The organism is Phyllobacterium sp. YR620 (assembly GCF_900104165.1).
Taxonomy (GTDB): Bacteria; Pseudomonadota; Alphaproteobacteria; order Rhizobiales; family Rhizobiaceae; genus Phyllobacterium; species Phyllobacterium pellucidum.
This window is the reverse complement of record NZ_FNJP01000001.1, coordinates 292,954-308,770: the sequence shown is the minus strand read 5'-3', so window position 1 is coordinate 308,770 and position 15,817 is coordinate 292,954. Positions and strand designations below refer to the sequence as shown.

Sequence of the window (15,817 nt, the reverse complement as noted above, 5' to 3'; positions counted from 1 at the left end):
AAGCCTTGCCTAGTAGCACAATGCACTGTAAAATGACCATAGGCATCTGACTATGGTCACGAGTATGAGCAGACAGGTATCCAAATCCGAGTTCAAGGCAAAGGCGCTTGAATATTTTCGGCAGGTCGAAGCGTCTGGCGTTAGCCTTGTCGTGACCGACCATGGCAAGCCGGTGCTTGAGGTGCGCCCTTATCGCGGCGGAACCGAACGCAGCGCAATGGACGTGTTACGTGGCTCGGTCATTCAGTACGACAAGCCAACCGACCCTGTCGGCGACGATGACTGGGCCGAGGCGCAGTGATCGTACTGGACACACATGTCCTGGTTTGGTGGGTGAGCGGCGATCCCGCCTTGAGCAGGACGGCACGTAACGTGATCCAAGAGCAGCAAGTGAGTGGCGAGATCATTATCTCGGCCATCTCAGCTTGGGAAATCGCCATGCTGGTCGATCGAGGACGGCTGGTGCTTTCGATGGATGTCGATTCCTGGCTAAGCGCAGTCGCGCGAATCGAGCGAATGCGCTTTGTCGCCGTAGATCGCGAGATCGGGGTAAAATCGGTGACATTGCCCGGCGACTTTCACAAGGATCCGGCTGACCGCATGATCGTCGCCACGTGTCATGTCTTGAGCGCGCCGCTGGTCACAGCCGACAGCAAAATTCAGGAATACGCGCACATCACCACAATCTGGTAGCGCTACACCCCTTCGTTCTCGAGGCCGTGGCCCGACGGGTCGCTGACGAAGTGCAGCACCTTGGCGAAGAGCTTTTCGTCCTTGTCCTCCCGTCCGATATGCACCACGGTCGACTTGGCGAGATGATTGCGCAAGACCTTCATGACCCGCTCGTGCGCAGCAGGTTCCATGGCGTCGAGGGCCTCATCGATCACCACCCAGCTTGGTTCGTGCAATTTGAGGCGGGCAAAGGCCAGCGATTGCTGTTCGTCGTCGCTGAGTTCCCTGTCCCAGCGCGCGCGGAAATCGAGCATTGATTCAAGCCGGGTCAGGCCGAGTTCATGAAGGGCCGATACCAGTTGCTCGTCGGAAAAGGCTTGCTCGCCTTGCGGATACGACATCGCTCCCCGCAGGCTGCCCGGCGGAAAATAAGGCGAACGCGGCATATAGAGGATCGAGGTGTTCGCCGGCAGGCTGACCGTTCCGGCACCCCACGGCCAGAGGCCGGCAATGGCGCGGAACAGCAATGTCCGGTCGATCCCCGCTTCGCTGGTTATCAGGACGCGCTCGCCTTCCTTGACGATCGCCTTCTTTTCCTTCAGCCGAACCGTTGCCCGGGGCGCGGTGATTTTAAGCGATTCCAGGACGATCTGGTTGGATTCCGTCTCGGTGAATTTGATTCGCTGGTCAACACTGTTCATGAGGTCGGTCGCCTGAACAGCCTGGCGGAATGACGTCACGCGCAAAAGCGTAGCGCGCCAATCGGCAATGGCGCCGAAATTGTTGACGAACCATTTCAACGCGTCGTGCACCTGGTTAAACGCCCCGATCGCAGCCATCAAGCCGCCAAAGGACAGGTTACCGGCAAAGTAGACTGGCGCTGCAACGAGGATCGGGGCAACGATGGTGATCCAGCCGTAACCCGACGTTACCCAGGTCAACTGGGTCAAGGCGGTAACCAGCAGGCGGATCGCACCAAGCAGTCGGTCGATATCGAAACCGAGCCGGCGATTCTCGTCGGCCTCGCCACGGTAGAGCGAAATCGCATCGATATGTTCGTTGACCCGCATCAACGAGAAACGCAGTTCCGATTCCTTCTGGTATCGGTCTGCATTGAGATGAATGAGCCGGCGTCCGACGAGCCAGCTGATCCACGACGCGATGCCAGCATAGAGAAATGCTGCCCAGACCATGTAGCCAGGTATGGAAAAACTGTAGCCCGCCACGTTGAAGACGAAGCCGCTGGAAAACGTCCACAACACGCCGACGAAGCTGATCAGCAATATCGACGCCTGCAACAGCCCGAAGCCGAGATCGGTCGACATTTCGGCGAGGTGGCGGGCATCCTCATGCAGGCGCTGGTCGGGATTGACGCCGATCGGACCGGAATTGGAGAGCTTGAATGCCCGTCGTGGTTGCAGCCATTCGCCGACGAGATCGCGCGTCAGCCCCTCGCGCAGCTTGAGGCGCGCCATCTGATTGAGCCAGGTCTGCGCCACGTTGAGCACGAGCAGCACCGAGGCAATGGCGAAGAACACCATGAGCTGATCGACGAACGCCGAAAAATCGCGACGCGACAGGGCGTCATAGAACGGCACGTTCCAACGGTTGAGAAGGACCTGCCCCGCCGAGGTGACGATGATGATGGCGAAGACGCCGAGAATGAGGAGAATAAGGCGGTTACGAACCGGCGAAATCCAGTAGATATTGCCGATGACGCGAAGCTGCGCCCAGAGACCCGCTTCCACTTCGCCCGCGACGGAGGTGGGCGTGGATCGGTTCGGTTTCTGCTCCGCCATGAGTTTCCCCTGTGGGCGACCGCGAGTCGGCCTTGTTCTACCTTCTAACACACGTCGGATAATGCGCTGAAATGCAAGACGGAATGTAGGGGCAAAATTTACGCGCGCAAGCGCTGCGCGGTAACCTCGATGGCAAGCCATTTTGAATCCGGCTTGTTTTGGGCCGGAATCTGTCATATGTATCCGTCATCGATTTTATCGGTCGAGTGACTTTGCGACCTGCGTAACCCGTTGCGCTTCCTGATGAACTCCATTGCATAGGTTCGATTCCCTGGGCTGCATATGTGCATGCTGCCTGTCTTATACATCTGAAAGGAATTTCCCATGGCTACGGGAACAGTGAAATGGTTCAACAGCACTAAGGGCTACGGTTTCATCCAGCCTGATACCGGTGGTGCCGACGTATTCGTCCATATTTCCGCTGTTGAACGCGCAGGTCTGCGCGGCCTCAATGACGGTCAGAAGGTCAACTACGAAATCGTTCAGGACCGTCGTTCGGGCAAGTCGTCCGCTGACAACCTCAGCGTCGCGGGTTGATGCCGCAAACCGGGAATCGTTCGATTTCTGAAGCACAGAATTGAGAAAGGCGGGTTCACCCCGCCTTTTTCGTTTTATATCAAGAGATTCGTCGGTCCGCCGGACTCAACTTCTAAGCGAGTTCAACAACAACTTTACCGAACGGTCCCCGATCAAGATGATCAAGCGCAGCGTTGAGCTCAGCCAACGTGTAGCTGGCCTCGATGATCGGCTTTACGCCTGAAACGTCGTAGGCCCTAACCAGATCTTCAAGTCCCCGCCGATGGCCGACCTGAAGACCTTCGACGATCAGTCGCTTGCGGGCGAATGCGCCAAAGCTCCCGGACACATCCAGCCCTTCGAGAATGCCAATAAGGGAGATGCGCCCCGCGACGGCAGCCGCCTCAAGCGATTTGCCAAGATGGGCGCCGCCCACGGTTTCGAGAATATGATCGGCGCCGTGATCGCGCGTCAGGCGATGAACGGCTGCCACCCAATTCTCTTTCTTGCGATTGATGCCGTGGTGGGCGCCGCGTTCGCTCGCGCGAGCCAGCTTCTTGTCGTCCCCTGAAACGACGATGATTTCGGCCCCGTGCATCAGGCCGATTTGAAGCCCGAACAGCGAAACGCCGCCGGTGCCAAGAATGAGGACAGTCTGTCCCGCCCGCAATTGTCCACGCTCGACAAGCGCCGTCCACGCGGTCAGTCCAGCGCAGGGCAGCGTGCTGGCCTCGCTGTGCGTAAGAGTGGCAGGGCCTCGCACCGCCCAGTCTTCGTGGAGAACAACATACTCGGCAAGAACCCCCTGCACCGTGCCCCCGAGCGTGCGCCCGTTGGGCTCTCTCGCGGTCCCCGGGCCGTCGCCATCTATCCAATCGGGAATAAACGTGGAGATGACGCTGTCGCCCACGGCAAAGCGCGTCACGCCGTCGCCGACCCCGGCGACGATGCCGGAAAGGTCGGAAGCAGGCACCACCGGATCCGTCAGCGGATCGGGCAAGCCGAAACCGTCATCGATGAGGAGCTTGTCACGATAGTTCAACGACGCGGCGAAGACCTTGATCAATATTTCGCCGTGCCCTGGTTGCGGAACCGGTACGTCCGCCAGCTTTAGATTTTCCCTGCCGGCCGCGGTCAATTGCCAGCGTCGCATCGTGGTTGTCATGGATACACCTTTCTATCGCACCCGCCTCCGGGTTGAGGTGTCGACCATATATGCGCCGCGAGCACAACAGTTGCGCCAATCAGCATCAATATTGTATCCCTACTGTCTACAATGAGGATTGAGCACGTTGAACAAACTCGCCGGCATTCAGGAATTTGTTGCAGTTGTCGACGCGGGCGGATTCTCGGCAGCGGCCGAACGCCTGCACATGTCGAGGTCGGCGGTGGGCAAGACCGTGGCACGCCTTGAGCAGCGGCTTGGCGTGAGGCTCTGCCATCGCACAACCCGGGCATTTGCGCTGACTACAGAGGGGCACGCCTTCTACGAGCGCTCGCTGCGCGTCCTCGCTGAAGTCGAGGCGGCCGAATTTGCTCTGACCTCGGAAATGGCCGAGCCAGCCGGCCGCATGCGGATCAGCGTACCGGCAATCTTCGGCCGGCGCTGCGTGGCGCCGGTCGTCTTCGATCTCGCCCGGCAATATCCGCGACTGCGATTCGACGTCTCCTTCACCGACCGGACCGTGGACCTTATCGAAGAGGGTTACGACTTGATCGTGCGCAACACCGTGCTTCCGGACAGGGCTGGATTGAGCGCACGCCGTATCGCCCGCCAGCGCATGGCCATCTGCGCGTCACCGGACTATCTCGCCGCGCGCGGAACACCCGGTGCACTCGATGACATCGCTGCACACGACGCCATCACCTATGGCCGCGACGGCAATGCCCGCCCTTGGCTGTTCCCTGACGGGCGCGGCGGCACCTTCGCTGCCCCGACGCGAAGTTTGCTCATCGTTGACGATCTTGAGGCTGCGGCGGATGCTGCCGCGAGCGGTCTTGGCCTCGTATGGTCGCCGTGCTGGCTGATCCGCGATCACGTTCGCGCAGGCCGTCTGGTTCAGGTGATGACCGGGCTTGAGCCTCTGATCTTCGACACATTCGCGGTATGGCCGACCGCCCCCTTCATGCCCGCCCGCCTGCGCGTCCTCGTCGACGCTTTGGCGAGCCGCCTTCCGGGCATGACCGGCGCAGACCGCGAGATCAAGTGACTAGGGCGAGTGGGATGGTTCTTACGGAATCCACGTGATTGGCACGTGTCCTTCGTCTGCAGCAACCCGGCTCAGCCATTTTGCAATCGACGGGTAGGCTGAAAGATCGTAGCCGCCGCGATTGGCTTCGTGTGTATAGGCGTAGAGGGCGATGTCGGCTAGACTCATGCTGCTGCCCACCAGGTATGGCGTTTTCTGCAGCTGCGTTTCCATGACGAGGAGCGCCTTGTTCCCCCCCTCTAGCGTTGCCGCGAGCCGCTCTGGCGTCGCCTCCTTGGCCCGTTCCGGATAGACGAACAAGGCCTTTCTCACGGCGATGTTCGGTTCATGCGTATACTGCTCGAAGAACAGCCACTGATACATCAGCGCCCGCTCGTAGGGGTCCTCGGGAATGAAGCGGCTGCCTTCGCCAAGGTGCAGCAGGATTGCGTTTGATTCTGCGATGAACCGCCCGTCGTCGAGTTCGAGCAGGGGCACCTTGCCGTTCGGATTTTTTGCTAGATATTCAGGCTTGCGCGTTGAACCGTCCACGGAAGACACATGGATATGCTCGAACGGCATCGCCAATTTCGCCATCAAAAGCCGTGGCTTGTAGCAGTTTCCGGATTCGGGCTGTGAGTAGAGTTTCGGCATATTGCTGGTCTCCTGTGGCAGGCGAATATTTTCGCTCCTTCGCGCAATGTCCAATCATTTTGCTTGAAGGATGGAACAAGCGAAGCTGATGCTTCGCCAGTTCGATGTCACACCCTGCATAGAAAGTGAGCGATGAAAAGCCTTCAGGGCATGCTTTTGCTTGCGATTCGCCCTCCATTGCGACATACGAACCCCGCAACCGCCCGGCGGTTATCAACCCTCGTTTCTGGAGAACGACAAAATGGCATTCCTCGCAGACGCCCTTTCCCGTGTGAAGACTTCCGCAACCATTGCGATCACCCAGAAAGCGCGCGATCTGAAAGCCGAGGGCCGTGATGTCATTTCCCTATCGGTCGGCGAGCCGGACTTCGATACGCCCGATAATGTCAAGGAAGCCGCAATTGCCGCCATTCGCCGCGGCGAAACCAAATATACGCCCGTCGCGGGCATACCGCAGCTTCGTGAAGCGATCGTGCGCAAATTCAAGCGCGAGAACGAACTCGAATACAAGGCCAACCAGGTTATCGTCAGCACCGGCGGCAAGCACGTCATCTATAACGCGCTGCTTGCGACGCTCAATCCAGGCGATGAAGTGATCTGCGTTGCGCCCTATTGGGTAAGCTACCCGGAAATGGTGGCGTTGTGCGGTGGCACCCCGGTGATCGTCTCCGCGCTGCAGAAGAACGAATTCAAGTTGCAGCCCGAGGATCTCGAGCGTGCGATCACGCCGAAGACCAAGTGGATCATCATGAATTCGCCTTCGAACCCCTCGGGCGCGGCCTATACGTGGGACGAAATGAAGAAGCTGACGGATGTGCTGATGCGCCATCCGCATGTATGGGTGCTGACCGACGACATGTACGAGCACCTGACCTATGGCGACTTCAAGTTTGTCACGCCGGCGCAGGTCGAGCCGAACCTCTACAACCGCACCCTGACGATGAACGGCGTTTCGAAGGCCTATGCCATGACCGGCTGGCGCATCGGCTACGCCGCCGGCCCGCTCGAACTGATCAAGGCAATGGACATGGTCCAGGGCCAGCAGACCTCCGGGACGAGCTCCATTTCACAGTGGGCGGCCGTGGAAGCGCTCGATGGAACGCAAGAACATTTGCCGGTGTTCAAGAAGGCCTTCGAAGGACGTCGCGACCTGATCGTCTCGATGCTGAACCAGACCAAGCTCCTCGAATGCCCCAAACCCGAAGGCGCATTCTACGTCTATCCGTCCTGCGCGGCCGCAATCGGCAAGACCGCGCCGTCGGGCAAGGTCATCGAAACTGACGAGGATTTCGTCAGCGAATTGCTGGCGACCGAAGCTGTCGCGGCCGTACATGGCTCGGCATTCGGGCTCGGCCCGAACTTCCGCATTTCCTATGCAACCTCCGACGCCAACCTCGAAGAGGCCGGCAAGCGCATTCAGCGCTTCTGCGCCAGCCTTCGCTGATTGACTGCAGAAGACCAGCGAGGGGGGGCAGTAAAGCGGCCCCTTTTCGTTCCGCCGACTAATCACGCCATTGTGTGAGAACGACCCACGATTACTGGCTATTTTGCACCCCGAAACCGACATAACGGAGTGGTCATGGCCGTAGTAATTCGCAAGCCCGCCTGGGCGATTTCCTACGCCTTGGCGACCCCTGAAACGGCATTTCTCGATCGCAGGGAAATTTTGAAGGCCTGGGGCCTCGGTGCGCTGGCGCTTGCGGCAAGCGCGAGCCTGCCGAGGGGCGTGCGGGCTGCAACCCTTCCCGCCGGCAACCCCGCGCTCTACCCCGCGAAACAGAATACGGCCTATAAACTCGACCGCAGCCTGACGCCGGAAGAGATCAATTCGAAGTACAATAATTTCTATGAGTTCGGTGGCGACAAGGACATCTGGACCGAGGCGCAGACACTCGTCACCAATCCCTGGGACATTGAAATCGGCGGCATGGTGGAAAAACCCTTCACCATCGCCTTTGCCGAACTTGAGGCAAAAATGCCGCTGGAGGAGCGCCTCTACCGGCACCGCTGCGTCGAGGCATGGTCGATGACCATACCCTGGACCGGCTTCTCGCTGGCGAAGCTTGTGGAACTGGCAAAGCCGACCGCCTCGGCGAAATATATTCGCTTCGAGACATTTTACGATCCGGCGATGGCGAGCGGCCAGAATGGCTTCCTGTATACCTGGCCCTATGTGGAGGGGATAACCATGGCGGAGGCGGCCAACGAACTCGCCTTCATGGTCACGGGCGCCTATGGCAAGCCGCTGCTCAACCAGTTTGGCGCGCCGCTTCGCCTCGCCCTGCCATGGAAATACGGATTCAAATCGATCAAATCGATCCGCAAGATAAGCTTCACCGACGAGCGGCCGGTAAGTTTCTGGGAAGGGCTCGCCTCGAACGAATATGGTTTCTGGGCCAACGTCAATCCGGATGTCGCGCACCCGCGCTGGAGCCAGGCGCAGGAGCGTGTCTTGCACACGGGCGAGACCGTGCCGACGTTGCTATTCAACGGGTATGGCGAACAGGTGGCTGGATTATATGCGGGGATCGAGGGTGAAGAACTCTATCGCTAAGAAGCGTACCCCTGAAAAGAAAAGAGGCCGGACAAATGCCCGGCCTTAAGTTTTGAAGGTGCCGTTTCCGGCTAAAACCTCCAGAGGGGAACACTTGCGGGCGCGCAATGGGAGGAGGAGACGCACCGGCAAGTGATGTGGATATGAAGGTTTTGACCTTTTCTCGCAACACCCAATTGTGCATTGCACCCATGCATCTGATGCATAGCGCGCCAGTTCGCTTAAGAATTCATCATTTTTGCATATTGAAATCGCAATGCCGAACGATTTGTCTGGCCGAAAACTTCGCAGCCCGCCGCCATGCTTCGTCGGTATCGCCGCGATAGGTGATGAAGTCGCCGCAGACGGCGCGGCTGTCCCGCACGTCCAGCACCGAGTATCGCAGCCAGCCGATGAGCGTGCTGGTTTTCTGCACGGCGCCAATGACGACATAGGTCGCGCCGTTCTGCCTCGCCATTGCGGAGAGCGCTGCAAATCCCGGGTCGGTCGCCGTGCATTGGCCGTCCTGGCATGGCAACGGCACCAATTTGAACTTTCCTTGCTCCGCCAGTTGCCGGCGCAGATAGTCGGCAAGCTCCCTCAGCCGCCTCTGATGGTCGGCGGACTGGTCCCGGGGCTCACCGGACGTATCGACGAAATCGAAATTGGCGGAGGCGATCAGCGTTTGTGTTTCTGCATCGCTGTGACCAGAGGCCAGGAGCAGACTCAAAAACGCAATCGATATGCGAGCAACTGCAGGCATGACACACCGTGCCGGCGAAATGGCCGGTCCGTTCGAAGGTGCCTCACGATGGACTATAATTCGCCTGCGAAGAAAGGATAGTCTAATACGCCCAGGTGCGCGCCTTGGAAAACAGGAAATCGCGGAAAACATGCAGCTTTGCGGCGTTCTTGATGCCCTCCGGATAGCAGAAGAACGTATCAAAGGACGGCAATTCCATCTCGGGCAGAAGCCGAACAAGGGTCGAGTCCTTCTCCACCATATAGTCCGGCAATACACCGATGCCGACGCCTTTCTGGATGGCACGCTTGATCGACAAAAGGTTGTTGATCTGCAGTACCGCCGGCCTGAGGTTCCCGTCCGATCGGCCGATGACCTCCAGCCAGTTCAGATTGGTGAGATAGGAGGGCGCAGGCTCGCCGAAGCTGATGATGCGATGCGAATCGATTTCGTCGATGCTTTCGATCTTGCCATACTTGGCAATATAACCCGGCGCGGCGTAGACGTGCATGTGTACGGTAAAGAGTCGACGCTGAATAAGATCCGGCTGTTGCGGCTGGCGCAGGCGAATGGCGCAATCAGCATGGCGCATCGTCAGATCGAGTTCCTCATTGTCGAGGAGGAGTTGCAACTGGACTTCAGGATAGAGTTCGATGAACTCCTGAACGCGCTCGATAAGCCAGCCTGAACCGAGGCCGACCGTCGTCGTCACGCGCAGCTTTCCGGACGGCCTGTCCTTGCTTTCCGTAAGTCGCGACCTGACGTTTTCAAGCTTCATGAGAACTTCGTGGGCGGTGCGATAAAGTACCTCGCCCTGTTCGGTCAGGATGAGACCGCGCGCATGCCTATGAAACAGCGGCACGCCGACATCCTGCTCCAGGGCGCTGACTTGACGGGAAATAGCCGATTGCGACAGGTGCAATGTCTCGGCAGCATGGGTGAACGAACCAGCTTCTGCCGCAGCATGAAATATTCGCAACTTGTCCCAATCAAGCGACATCGCGCAGTTTTCTCCCCACTCCGGCCGCGCCATCGCGGCCAGCTCCATTTGACCCATTGCCCCCAAAATCATGTTTGATTGTCTGGGGTTGGGCCACTCAACATTCCACCGCAGCCCCGCGTGCCATCAGGCGCGGTGCGCGGCGGTTATTCTTATTCAGCAGCTTCGCGTACTGGTTCCTGGGCGGCCAGCCAGCGTTCGGCTTCAAGTGCTGCCATGCAACCCATGCCTGCTGCAGTTACCGCCTGACGGTAGATGTCGTCCGTGACATCGCCGGCAGCAAAGACGCCCGCAACATCGGTTGCCGTGGAATCCGCCGCCGTCCAAAGATAGCCGTTCGGCTTGTGCTTGAGCTTGCCCTTGAAGAGCTCCACGGCCGGCGCGTGACCGATGGCAACAAAGACGCCATCTGTCTCAAGATCAGTGGTTTCGCCAGTCTTGATGTTCTTCAGGCGCACGCCCGAGACCGATGCCGGCAGCGGCGCCCTCGCTTCGGTCCCCGTGATCTCGTCGATGACATTGTCCCAGATGACCGTGACGTTTTCTTTGCTGAACAGGCGATCCTGGAGGATTTTCTCGGCACGGAACTGGTCGCGGCGGTGAACGATGGTCACCGACTTGGCAAGATTGGCAAGGTAGAGCGCTTCCTCGACGGCAGTATTGCCGCCGCCGACGACGACCACGTCCTTGTTGCGATAGAAAAATCCGTCGCAGGTGGCGCAAGCCGAAACGCCAAAGCCCATGAAAGACTGTTCGGTCGGAATTCCGAGCCACTTCGCCTGTGCGCCGGTGGCAATGATCAGCGCATCGCAGGTGTATTGCGTTCCACCGTCCCCAACCAGCCGGAAGGGGCGCACCGACAAGTCGACCTCGGTGATAATGTCATGCGCAATTTCGGCCCCGACATGTTCGGCCTGAATGCGCATCTGCTCCATCATCCAGGGTCCCTGAACGGGATCGGCGTAGCCCGGATAGTTCTCGACATCGGTCGTGATCATCAACTGGCCGCCCTGCTGCAGGCCCGCCACGATAAGCGGTTTCAAATTAGCGCGGGCAGCGTAGATCGCAGCGGTATAACCCGCGGGACCGGAGCCGATAATGAGAACGGGCACATGGCGCTTCGACATAACAAGACCTTAAATTCATTTCTCACAAAAGTTGGCGCGGGCCACAGCTCGCGTTCGACCGCCATAAGGTAGTGGCTCAGCCCCCGGTGTTGCAAGGTCTGTGCAAAACATAGGCGGGTTAGCCACAGCTTGCTGCTGCCTTTCCCGCCTCTTCGTTCCATTGTGCGCTCTGCACGAACCAGTTATGAAACTGAAGATGTCAAAAATGCGGACCACCGCCCTTTCCAGAACGTAGCGACCGATTTCTGACGGACGGAGGTCAACGCCATTTTTCGCACCATCATCAATCTATGCGCGCGGTTCGGCCTCATCATGGCAGCGACAATGCTCATACCGGCACTCATCGACCTCAAGGCCGGCAGTCGCGATTGGCTCGTCTTCGTCCAGGCAGCAGGTCTTACCGCCGTCCTGTGCTGGCTGACCAGCCTTGCCACGCACCAGCCCGAGATCCGCTTCACCCCCCGGCTTGGATTCCTGCTGATAGTCGCCCTCTGGCTCAGTGCGGCCGTGTTCGGCGCCCTGCCCTTCATCTTCTCGCCCTTGCCTATCAGCATCATCAAGGCCTTCTTCGAGTCGATGTCCGGCATTACTGCCACCGGCGCCACGGTTCTGACCGGTCTCGACAGGATGCCGCGCGGTATCCTGCTCTGGCGCTCGATGCTGTGCTGGTTCGGCGGCCTCGGCTTCATTGGCCTCGGCCTTTTGCTGCTGCCGTCCTTGCGCGTCGGCGGCATCCAGCTGCTGCACATGGAATCCTCGGACAAGTCGGAGAAGATACTGCCGCGTATCCACCAGATCGCGACCGGCATCGTCCTCGCCTATGTCAGCCTGACGTTGATTTGCACCATTCTCTATTTTGTTGCCGGAATGGGCATGTTCGACGCCATTAATCATGGCATGACCACCGTTGCGACGGCGGGCTTTTCGACGCACGATTCATCACTCGGCTTTTACGCGCACAACCGCGCCATCCTCATCATCGCCACCGTGTTCATGATCCTCGGTGCCTTGCCTTTCGTGCTCTATATAAAGGCGGCGATGCCGCAACGCCGGGTATCGATGAGCGATCCGCAGGTTACGCTGTTCTTCATCATCATTGTCAGCTTCAGTGCGATCCTTGCCGCCGGGCTCATGCTGGAAACCGGCATAGGGCTTGTTGACGCGATCATCGCGGCAACGTTCAACCTTGTCTCGGTGATCACCACGACGGGCTTTGCGACAGAAGACTATACGCTTTGGGGTGCCGAGGCGCTCGGCATATTCTTCCTCGTGACGTTCATCGGCAGTTGTTCCGGTTCAACTTCCGGCGGCATCAAGATCAATCGCCTCATCATTCTCTGGCAGATGGCATCTGCAAGCCTGACGCGCCTGATCCTGCCGAACGCCATCGTCAAGATGCGTTATGGGAAATCGGAAATCACCGACGAAGTCGCACAATCGGCCCTCCTGTTCATCTTTCTCTACATGGCCTCGCTCGTCGCAGGCGCTACGGTGCTTGCCATGCTCGGCAACGATCTCGGCACCGCTTTCACCGGCGCCCTGACTGCGCTTTCGAATGTCGGCCCGGGATTTGGCGAAACGATCGGCCCGGCGGGGAACTTCTCCACAATTGGCGATCCCTCGCTGCTTGTTCTGAGCTATCTGATGCTTGCTGGACGACTTGAAATCGTCACCGTCGTTATTCTCTTTACCCGTCGCTTCTGGACGAGATAAATCGCAACCTGTTTGCAACCGGCGGGCAATGCATTACACAGCGGCAGGAATCGCTTATGTATAACGCACTTACCGTGTGAAACAGGATAAAGGCACCCATGCCTCTGAAGGCGGAACTCGACGCGATCGACTGGAAAATCCTGAAACAATTGCAGGACAATGGCCGCATCACCAATGTGGAGCTCGCCGAACGCGTCGGTATCTCGGCGCCGCCCTGCCTGCGCCGCGTGCGCAAACTTGAGGAAAGCGGCGTCATTCAGGGCTATCGCGCGATCCTGAACGGCGCGGTTCTTGGCCAGGACATCGTGGCGTTCTGCATGATCCGCCTGCACCGCCAGTCCGATGCCGATTTGAAGAGCTTTGCCGAGAAGACCCAGAACTGGACGCTCGTGCGCCGCGCCTGGATGGTTTCGGGTGAATCGGACTTCCTGCTTCACTGCGTTGCGAGCGACCTTTCCACCTTCCAGAACTTCGTCATCGAGGAACTCACCTCGACGCCGAACGTCGATTCGGTGCGTACATCGCTGACCATCCGCTCGGTAAAGAACGAACCTTTGATGGTGCTCTAGGTTCGTCGCGTGCGGCTGTAGAGGTTCAACGCGACCCGGTAATACGGCCTTAGAATTTCCCGTTTCAAGCGGGCGCCGAAACTCTTGTTCTTGCCCTGAACGACCGTACCGCCAAGATCGAAATCGATCTCGCGAATGGTGGTCGGTCGCGCGGAAAGAACGCGCGCGGTATGCAGCCAGCGCATCTGTATCGTCGTGTCGACCGGACGATCGAACCGCTCCGTCGCCTTCAGGAGTTCTGCGGCCGCCTCGCGGCCGACAAGTTGCATCTGCATGCCAAGGCCGGGCAAGCGCGGCTGCATGATCGAACAGGTGCCCTTGCGTGCAATGTCGGTTCCATGTTCGCCCCGCGCCCAGCGCGGAAAGCGGATATAATCGCCGGGCTGAATGGCCTCCAGCGCCAGTGCAAGTTGCTCGGCGAATGGACCGTCGTAAATATCGACATCGTCCTCGATGACAAGCCCCGCATCGAGACCGCGCTCGACGATCGTCGCCCACGCCTTGCGGTGCGACTGGAAGCAGGCGATTTCCGAAGGACGCAGCTCGAACGGGTAGTACGGCTTGTGCAATGACTGGGCATAGACCGCATCGATTTCGGCCGGCGTCATGTTCATGGCGTCAATGGCATCGAGGATTTCAGCCTCGATCGGCAGGCGTTTGATCAGCTTCTCGACGTGTTCGCCTCGCTTTCTGGCGCGCTTTAGATGGATGATCAGCGCGGCAGTCTTCACCGCAGCCCGCCCGCGAACATGGCTTCGTAGACGTCGAGAATCTTTCCGGCTTCCTTTTCCAGCGGAAAATTCTCCCGGACATGTGCAAGGCCGGCCTTGCCCATATCGGCGCACTGGGCCGGATCGGCGAGATAAGGTGCGATCGCGGATTCCAGCGCCTTGCCGTCACCCGCAGGAACGACTGATCCTGTTCCGGGTGTAATCATCTCGGCATAGGCGCCCGCATCGCTCGCGACAACCGCCGTCTGCGACGCCATGGCTTCGAGCGGTGTCAGGCCGAAGCCTTCCTTGCGGGACGGAGCAACGTAAAGCGTCATGCGGCGATACCAGATGCGCACGTCCGGCACTTCACCGAGGAAAAGAATGCGGTCCTCAAGTCCGGCGGCGGCGATCTTCTGCCGCAGTTCCTGCTCAAAACCCTTGTTTTCAACGGTCGTGCGACCGGTCATGATTGCCGTCCATTCCGGATGCTGCGGCAAAAGGCTGATCATTGCATCGACGAAGAGGTCGGTCCCCTTCGAATGCCGAATCCGGCCCGAACAGCCGACGAGATATTTCCCCGGCAGGCCAGAGGCCGCAAAGCTGTCCTCTTCGCCCGATGGCGGGTGAAACCGCTCTGTGTCGACACCGTGCATGATAACCGTGTGCGGCACCTCAAGGAAGCTGCCGGATTTCCCGCTCGTCGCGATGACGGCATTCATTTGCCGGATAAGCCACTTGGTGAAGGACCTGTGGTCACGCTGCGCCGCCGAGGTAAAAAGCAACTTCAGCCGCATGCGCAAGACCGAACGCATCAAAATGCCTGCGACCATCTCCGTATTGCGGCGGGCGTGCCAGATGCGGAAAGGACGGGTTCGCGGCCTTAGCCATAGGCCAGGTAGCCCCAACCAGCGGATCTTCGGCAGATCGTCCGGCAGGCCCGGCCCCAAGGTTGCTATCTTGAGGCCGTTTGCGCGTTGCAATGGAATAAGCTGGATGATGGTCGAGGTGACGCCGGAAAGCGTGCGCTTGAAGTTTGGCGCGATCACCTCGACGTTTGACACGGTATCGAACGACACCGCTTAAACGAATCTGAAGCCGAGGATTTCGTAGGACCGTGCGCCGCCTGGCGCATTGACTTCGATCGTGTCGCCTTCGCTCTTGCCGATCAGGGCGCGGGCGATTGGCGAGGAAACGGAAATCCGGCCCGCCTTGGGATCGGCTTCCTGGTCGCCGACGATCTGGTACGTCCGCTCTTCCTCGGTATCCTCGTCGACAAGACGGATCGTCGCGCCGAACTTGATCTTGTCGCCGGAAAGCTTGGTAATGTCGATGATCTCGGCGCGCGCCGTATAGTCCTCGAGTTCGCCGACGCGACCCTCGTTGTGGCTCTGCGCTTCCTTGGCAGCATGATACTCGGCGTTTTCCGAAAGGTCGCCATGAGCGCGCGCCTCCGCAATCGCCTGGATGATGCGCGGCCGTTCTTCTTGCTGGCGCCAGCGCAGCTCTTCCTTGAGCTTGTCAAATCCTGCCTGAGTCATCGGGACCTTTTCCATGTCCTCTCCTTTCGTTGTAGTGCCAAAACGGGCCAAA

General features: G+C 59.0%; 17 protein-coding genes. 8 read left to right on the top strand and 9 right to left on the bottom strand.

Going from position 1 to position 15,817, the window contains the following annotated elements; genetic code table 11:
• Positions 1 to 64 precede the first annotated feature (64 nt).
• On the top strand, positions 65 to 301 hold the full coding sequence (locus tag BLR72_RS01460; RefSeq protein ID WP_091946441.1) for a type II toxin-antitoxin system Phd/YefM family antitoxin: 237 nt from the start codon (positions 65 to 67) through the stop codon (positions 299 to 301).
• Entirely contained in the window at positions 298 to 693 is a 396-nt protein-coding gene (locus BLR72_RS01455; protein WP_091944371.1) for a type II toxin-antitoxin system VapC family toxin, read from the top strand. The genes BLR72_RS01460 and BLR72_RS01455 overlap by 4 nt, the downstream gene beginning before the upstream one ends.
• A 2-nt stretch (positions 694 to 695) precedes the next feature.
• On the opposite strand, the gene BLR72_RS01450 is transcribed toward BLR72_RS01455, so the two are convergent.
• Positions 696 to 2,471: an ABC transporter ATP-binding protein/permease gene (locus BLR72_RS01450; RefSeq protein ID WP_091944368.1), complete on the bottom strand. Its 1,776-nt coding sequence runs from the start codon at positions 2,469 to 2,471 to the stop codon at positions 696 to 698.
• Between the two features lie 324 nt (positions 2,472 to 2,795).
• Between BLR72_RS01450 and BLR72_RS01445 the strand changes: the two genes are divergently transcribed.
• Positions 2,796 to 3,008, top strand: coding sequence for a cold-shock protein (locus BLR72_RS01445; RefSeq protein WP_027233379.1), 213 nt, complete (start codon positions 2,796 to 2,798; stop codon positions 3,006 to 3,008).
• Between the two features lie 112 nt (positions 3,009 to 3,120).
• Here BLR72_RS01445 and BLR72_RS01440 read toward each other — a convergent pair whose 3' ends face one another.
• Positions 3,121 to 4,152: a zinc-dependent alcohol dehydrogenase family protein gene (locus tag BLR72_RS01440; protein ID WP_091944365.1), complete on the bottom strand. Its 1,032-nt coding sequence runs from the start codon at positions 4,150 to 4,152 to the stop codon at positions 3,121 to 3,123.
• A gap of 127 nt (positions 4,153 to 4,279) precedes the next feature.
• Between BLR72_RS01440 and BLR72_RS01435 the strand changes: the two genes are divergently transcribed.
• Positions 4,280 to 5,197: a LysR family transcriptional regulator gene (locus BLR72_RS01435; RefSeq protein ID WP_091944362.1), complete on the top strand. Its 918-nt coding sequence runs from the start codon at positions 4,280 to 4,282 to the stop codon at positions 5,195 to 5,197.
• A 21-nt stretch (positions 5,198 to 5,218) separates the two neighbouring features.
• Here the strand turns inward: BLR72_RS01435 and BLR72_RS01430 are convergent, their stop codons facing one another.
• On the bottom strand, positions 5,219 to 5,830 hold the full coding sequence (locus BLR72_RS01430) for a glutathione S-transferase family protein (protein ID WP_027233382.1): 612 nt from the start codon (positions 5,828 to 5,830) through the stop codon (positions 5,219 to 5,221).
• Positions 5,831 to 6,071: 241 nt separating this feature from the next.
• Here BLR72_RS01430 and BLR72_RS01425 point away from each other — a divergent pair, with 241 nt between their 5' ends.
• Positions 6,072 to 7,274, top strand: a complete 1,203-nt coding sequence (locus BLR72_RS01425; protein ID WP_091923786.1) for a pyridoxal phosphate-dependent aminotransferase — start codon at positions 6,072 to 6,074, stop codon at positions 7,272 to 7,274.
• Between the two features lie 135 nt (positions 7,275 to 7,409).
• Complete coding sequence (gene msrP / locus BLR72_RS01420) at positions 7,410 to 8,384, top strand: protein-methionine-sulfoxide reductase catalytic subunit MsrP (protein WP_091944359.1); 975 nt, start codon at positions 7,410 to 7,412, stop codon at positions 8,382 to 8,384.
• A gap of 232 nt (positions 8,385 to 8,616) precedes the next feature.
• On the opposite strand, the gene BLR72_RS01415 is transcribed toward msrP, so the two are convergent.
• The 3 genes from BLR72_RS01415 to trxB form a co-directional block, all read right to left on the bottom strand.
• Positions 8,617 to 9,093, bottom strand: coding sequence for a DUF2380 domain-containing protein (locus BLR72_RS01415; protein ID WP_175492251.1), 477 nt, complete (start codon positions 9,091 to 9,093; stop codon positions 8,617 to 8,619).
• A 115-nt stretch (positions 9,094 to 9,208) separates the two neighbouring features.
• Positions 9,209 to 10,105: a LysR family transcriptional regulator gene (locus BLR72_RS01410; protein ID WP_027233385.1), complete on the bottom strand. Its 897-nt coding sequence runs from the start codon at positions 10,103 to 10,105 to the stop codon at positions 9,209 to 9,211.
• Between the two features lie 152 nt (positions 10,106 to 10,257).
• Positions 10,258 to 11,232 carry a thioredoxin-disulfide reductase gene (gene trxB, locus BLR72_RS01405; RefSeq protein WP_091944353.1) on the bottom strand — a complete coding sequence of 325 codons (975 nt, stop codon included), beginning with the start codon at positions 11,230 to 11,232 and terminating at the stop codon, positions 10,258 to 10,260.
• 312 nt (positions 11,233 to 11,544) lie between these two features.
• Between trxB and BLR72_RS01400 the strand changes: the two genes are divergently transcribed.
• Both BLR72_RS01400 and BLR72_RS01395 read left to right on the top strand, forming a co-directional pair.
• Positions 11,545 to 12,945: a TrkH family potassium uptake protein gene (locus BLR72_RS01400; RefSeq protein ID WP_091944350.1), complete on the top strand. Its 1,401-nt coding sequence runs from the start codon at positions 11,545 to 11,547 to the stop codon at positions 12,943 to 12,945.
• A 98-nt stretch (positions 12,946 to 13,043) separates the two neighbouring features.
• Positions 13,044 to 13,514, top strand: coding sequence for an Lrp/AsnC family transcriptional regulator (locus tag BLR72_RS01395; RefSeq protein ID WP_027233388.1), 471 nt, complete (start codon positions 13,044 to 13,046; stop codon positions 13,512 to 13,514).
• On the opposite strand, the gene BLR72_RS01390 is transcribed toward BLR72_RS01395, so the two are convergent.
• Genes BLR72_RS01390 through greA form a run of 3 tightly spaced genes read right to left on the bottom strand, consistent with a single transcriptional unit; the run spans position 13,511 to position 15,780 of the window.
• Positions 13,511 to 14,245: a glycosyltransferase family 25 protein gene (locus tag BLR72_RS01390; protein WP_091944347.1), complete on the bottom strand. Its 735-nt coding sequence runs from the start codon at positions 14,243 to 14,245 to the stop codon at positions 13,511 to 13,513. The genes BLR72_RS01395 and BLR72_RS01390 overlap by 4 nt on opposite strands.
• Positions 14,242 to 15,288 carry a glycosyltransferase family 4 protein gene (locus BLR72_RS01385; RefSeq protein ID WP_091946437.1) on the bottom strand — a complete coding sequence of 349 codons (1,047 nt, stop codon included), beginning with the start codon at positions 15,286 to 15,288 and terminating at the stop codon, positions 14,242 to 14,244. The genes BLR72_RS01390 and BLR72_RS01385 overlap by 4 nt, the downstream gene beginning before the upstream one ends.
• A gap of 18 nt (positions 15,289 to 15,306) precedes the next feature.
• Entirely contained in the window at positions 15,307 to 15,780 is a 474-nt protein-coding gene (greA, locus tag BLR72_RS01380) for a transcription elongation factor GreA (protein ID WP_091923800.1), read from the bottom strand.
• Between the last annotated feature and the right edge of the window lie 37 nt (positions 15,781 to 15,817).

What these genes read in the sequence shown, in the direction of transcription:
- BLR72_RS01430 (WP_027233382.1), bottom strand. Translation starts at nt 5,830, where the DNA reads ATGCCGAAACTCTACTCACAGCCCGAATCCGGAAACTGCTACAAGCCA.
- BLR72_RS01440 (WP_091944365.1), bottom strand. Translation starts at nt 4,152, where the DNA reads ATGACAACCACGATGCGACGCTGGCAATTGACCGCGGCCGGCAGGGAA.
- BLR72_RS01450 (WP_091944368.1), bottom strand. Translation starts at nt 2,471, where the DNA reads ATGGCGGAGCAGAAACCGAACCGATCCACGCCCACCTCCGTCGCGGGC.
- greA (WP_091923800.1), bottom strand. Translation starts at nt 15,780, where the DNA reads ATGGAAAAGGTCCCGATGACTCAGGCAGGATTTGACAAGCTCAAGGAA.
- BLR72_RS01425 (WP_091923786.1), top strand. Translation starts at nt 6,072, where the DNA reads ATGGCATTCCTCGCAGACGCCCTTTCCCGTGTGAAGACTTCCGCAACC.
- trxB (WP_091944353.1), bottom strand. Translation starts at nt 11,232, where the DNA reads ATGTCGAAGCGCCATGTGCCCGTTCTCATTATCGGCTCCGGTCCCGCG.
- BLR72_RS01460 (WP_091946441.1), top strand. Translation starts at nt 65, where the DNA reads ATGAGCAGACAGGTATCCAAATCCGAGTTCAAGGCAAAGGCGCTTGAA.
- BLR72_RS01445 (WP_027233379.1), top strand. Translation starts at nt 2,796, where the DNA reads ATGGCTACGGGAACAGTGAAATGGTTCAACAGCACTAAGGGCTACGGT.
- BLR72_RS01400 (WP_091944350.1), top strand. Translation starts at nt 11,545, where the DNA reads ATGGCAGCGACAATGCTCATACCGGCACTCATCGACCTCAAGGCCGGC.
- BLR72_RS01410 (WP_027233385.1), bottom strand. Translation starts at nt 10,105, where the DNA reads ATGTCGCTTGATTGGGACAAGTTGCGAATATTTCATGCTGCGGCAGAA.
- msrP (WP_091944359.1), top strand. Translation starts at nt 7,410, where the DNA reads ATGGCCGTAGTAATTCGCAAGCCCGCCTGGGCGATTTCCTACGCCTTG.
- BLR72_RS01395 (WP_027233388.1), top strand. Translation starts at nt 13,044, where the DNA reads ATGCCTCTGAAGGCGGAACTCGACGCGATCGACTGGAAAATCCTGAAA.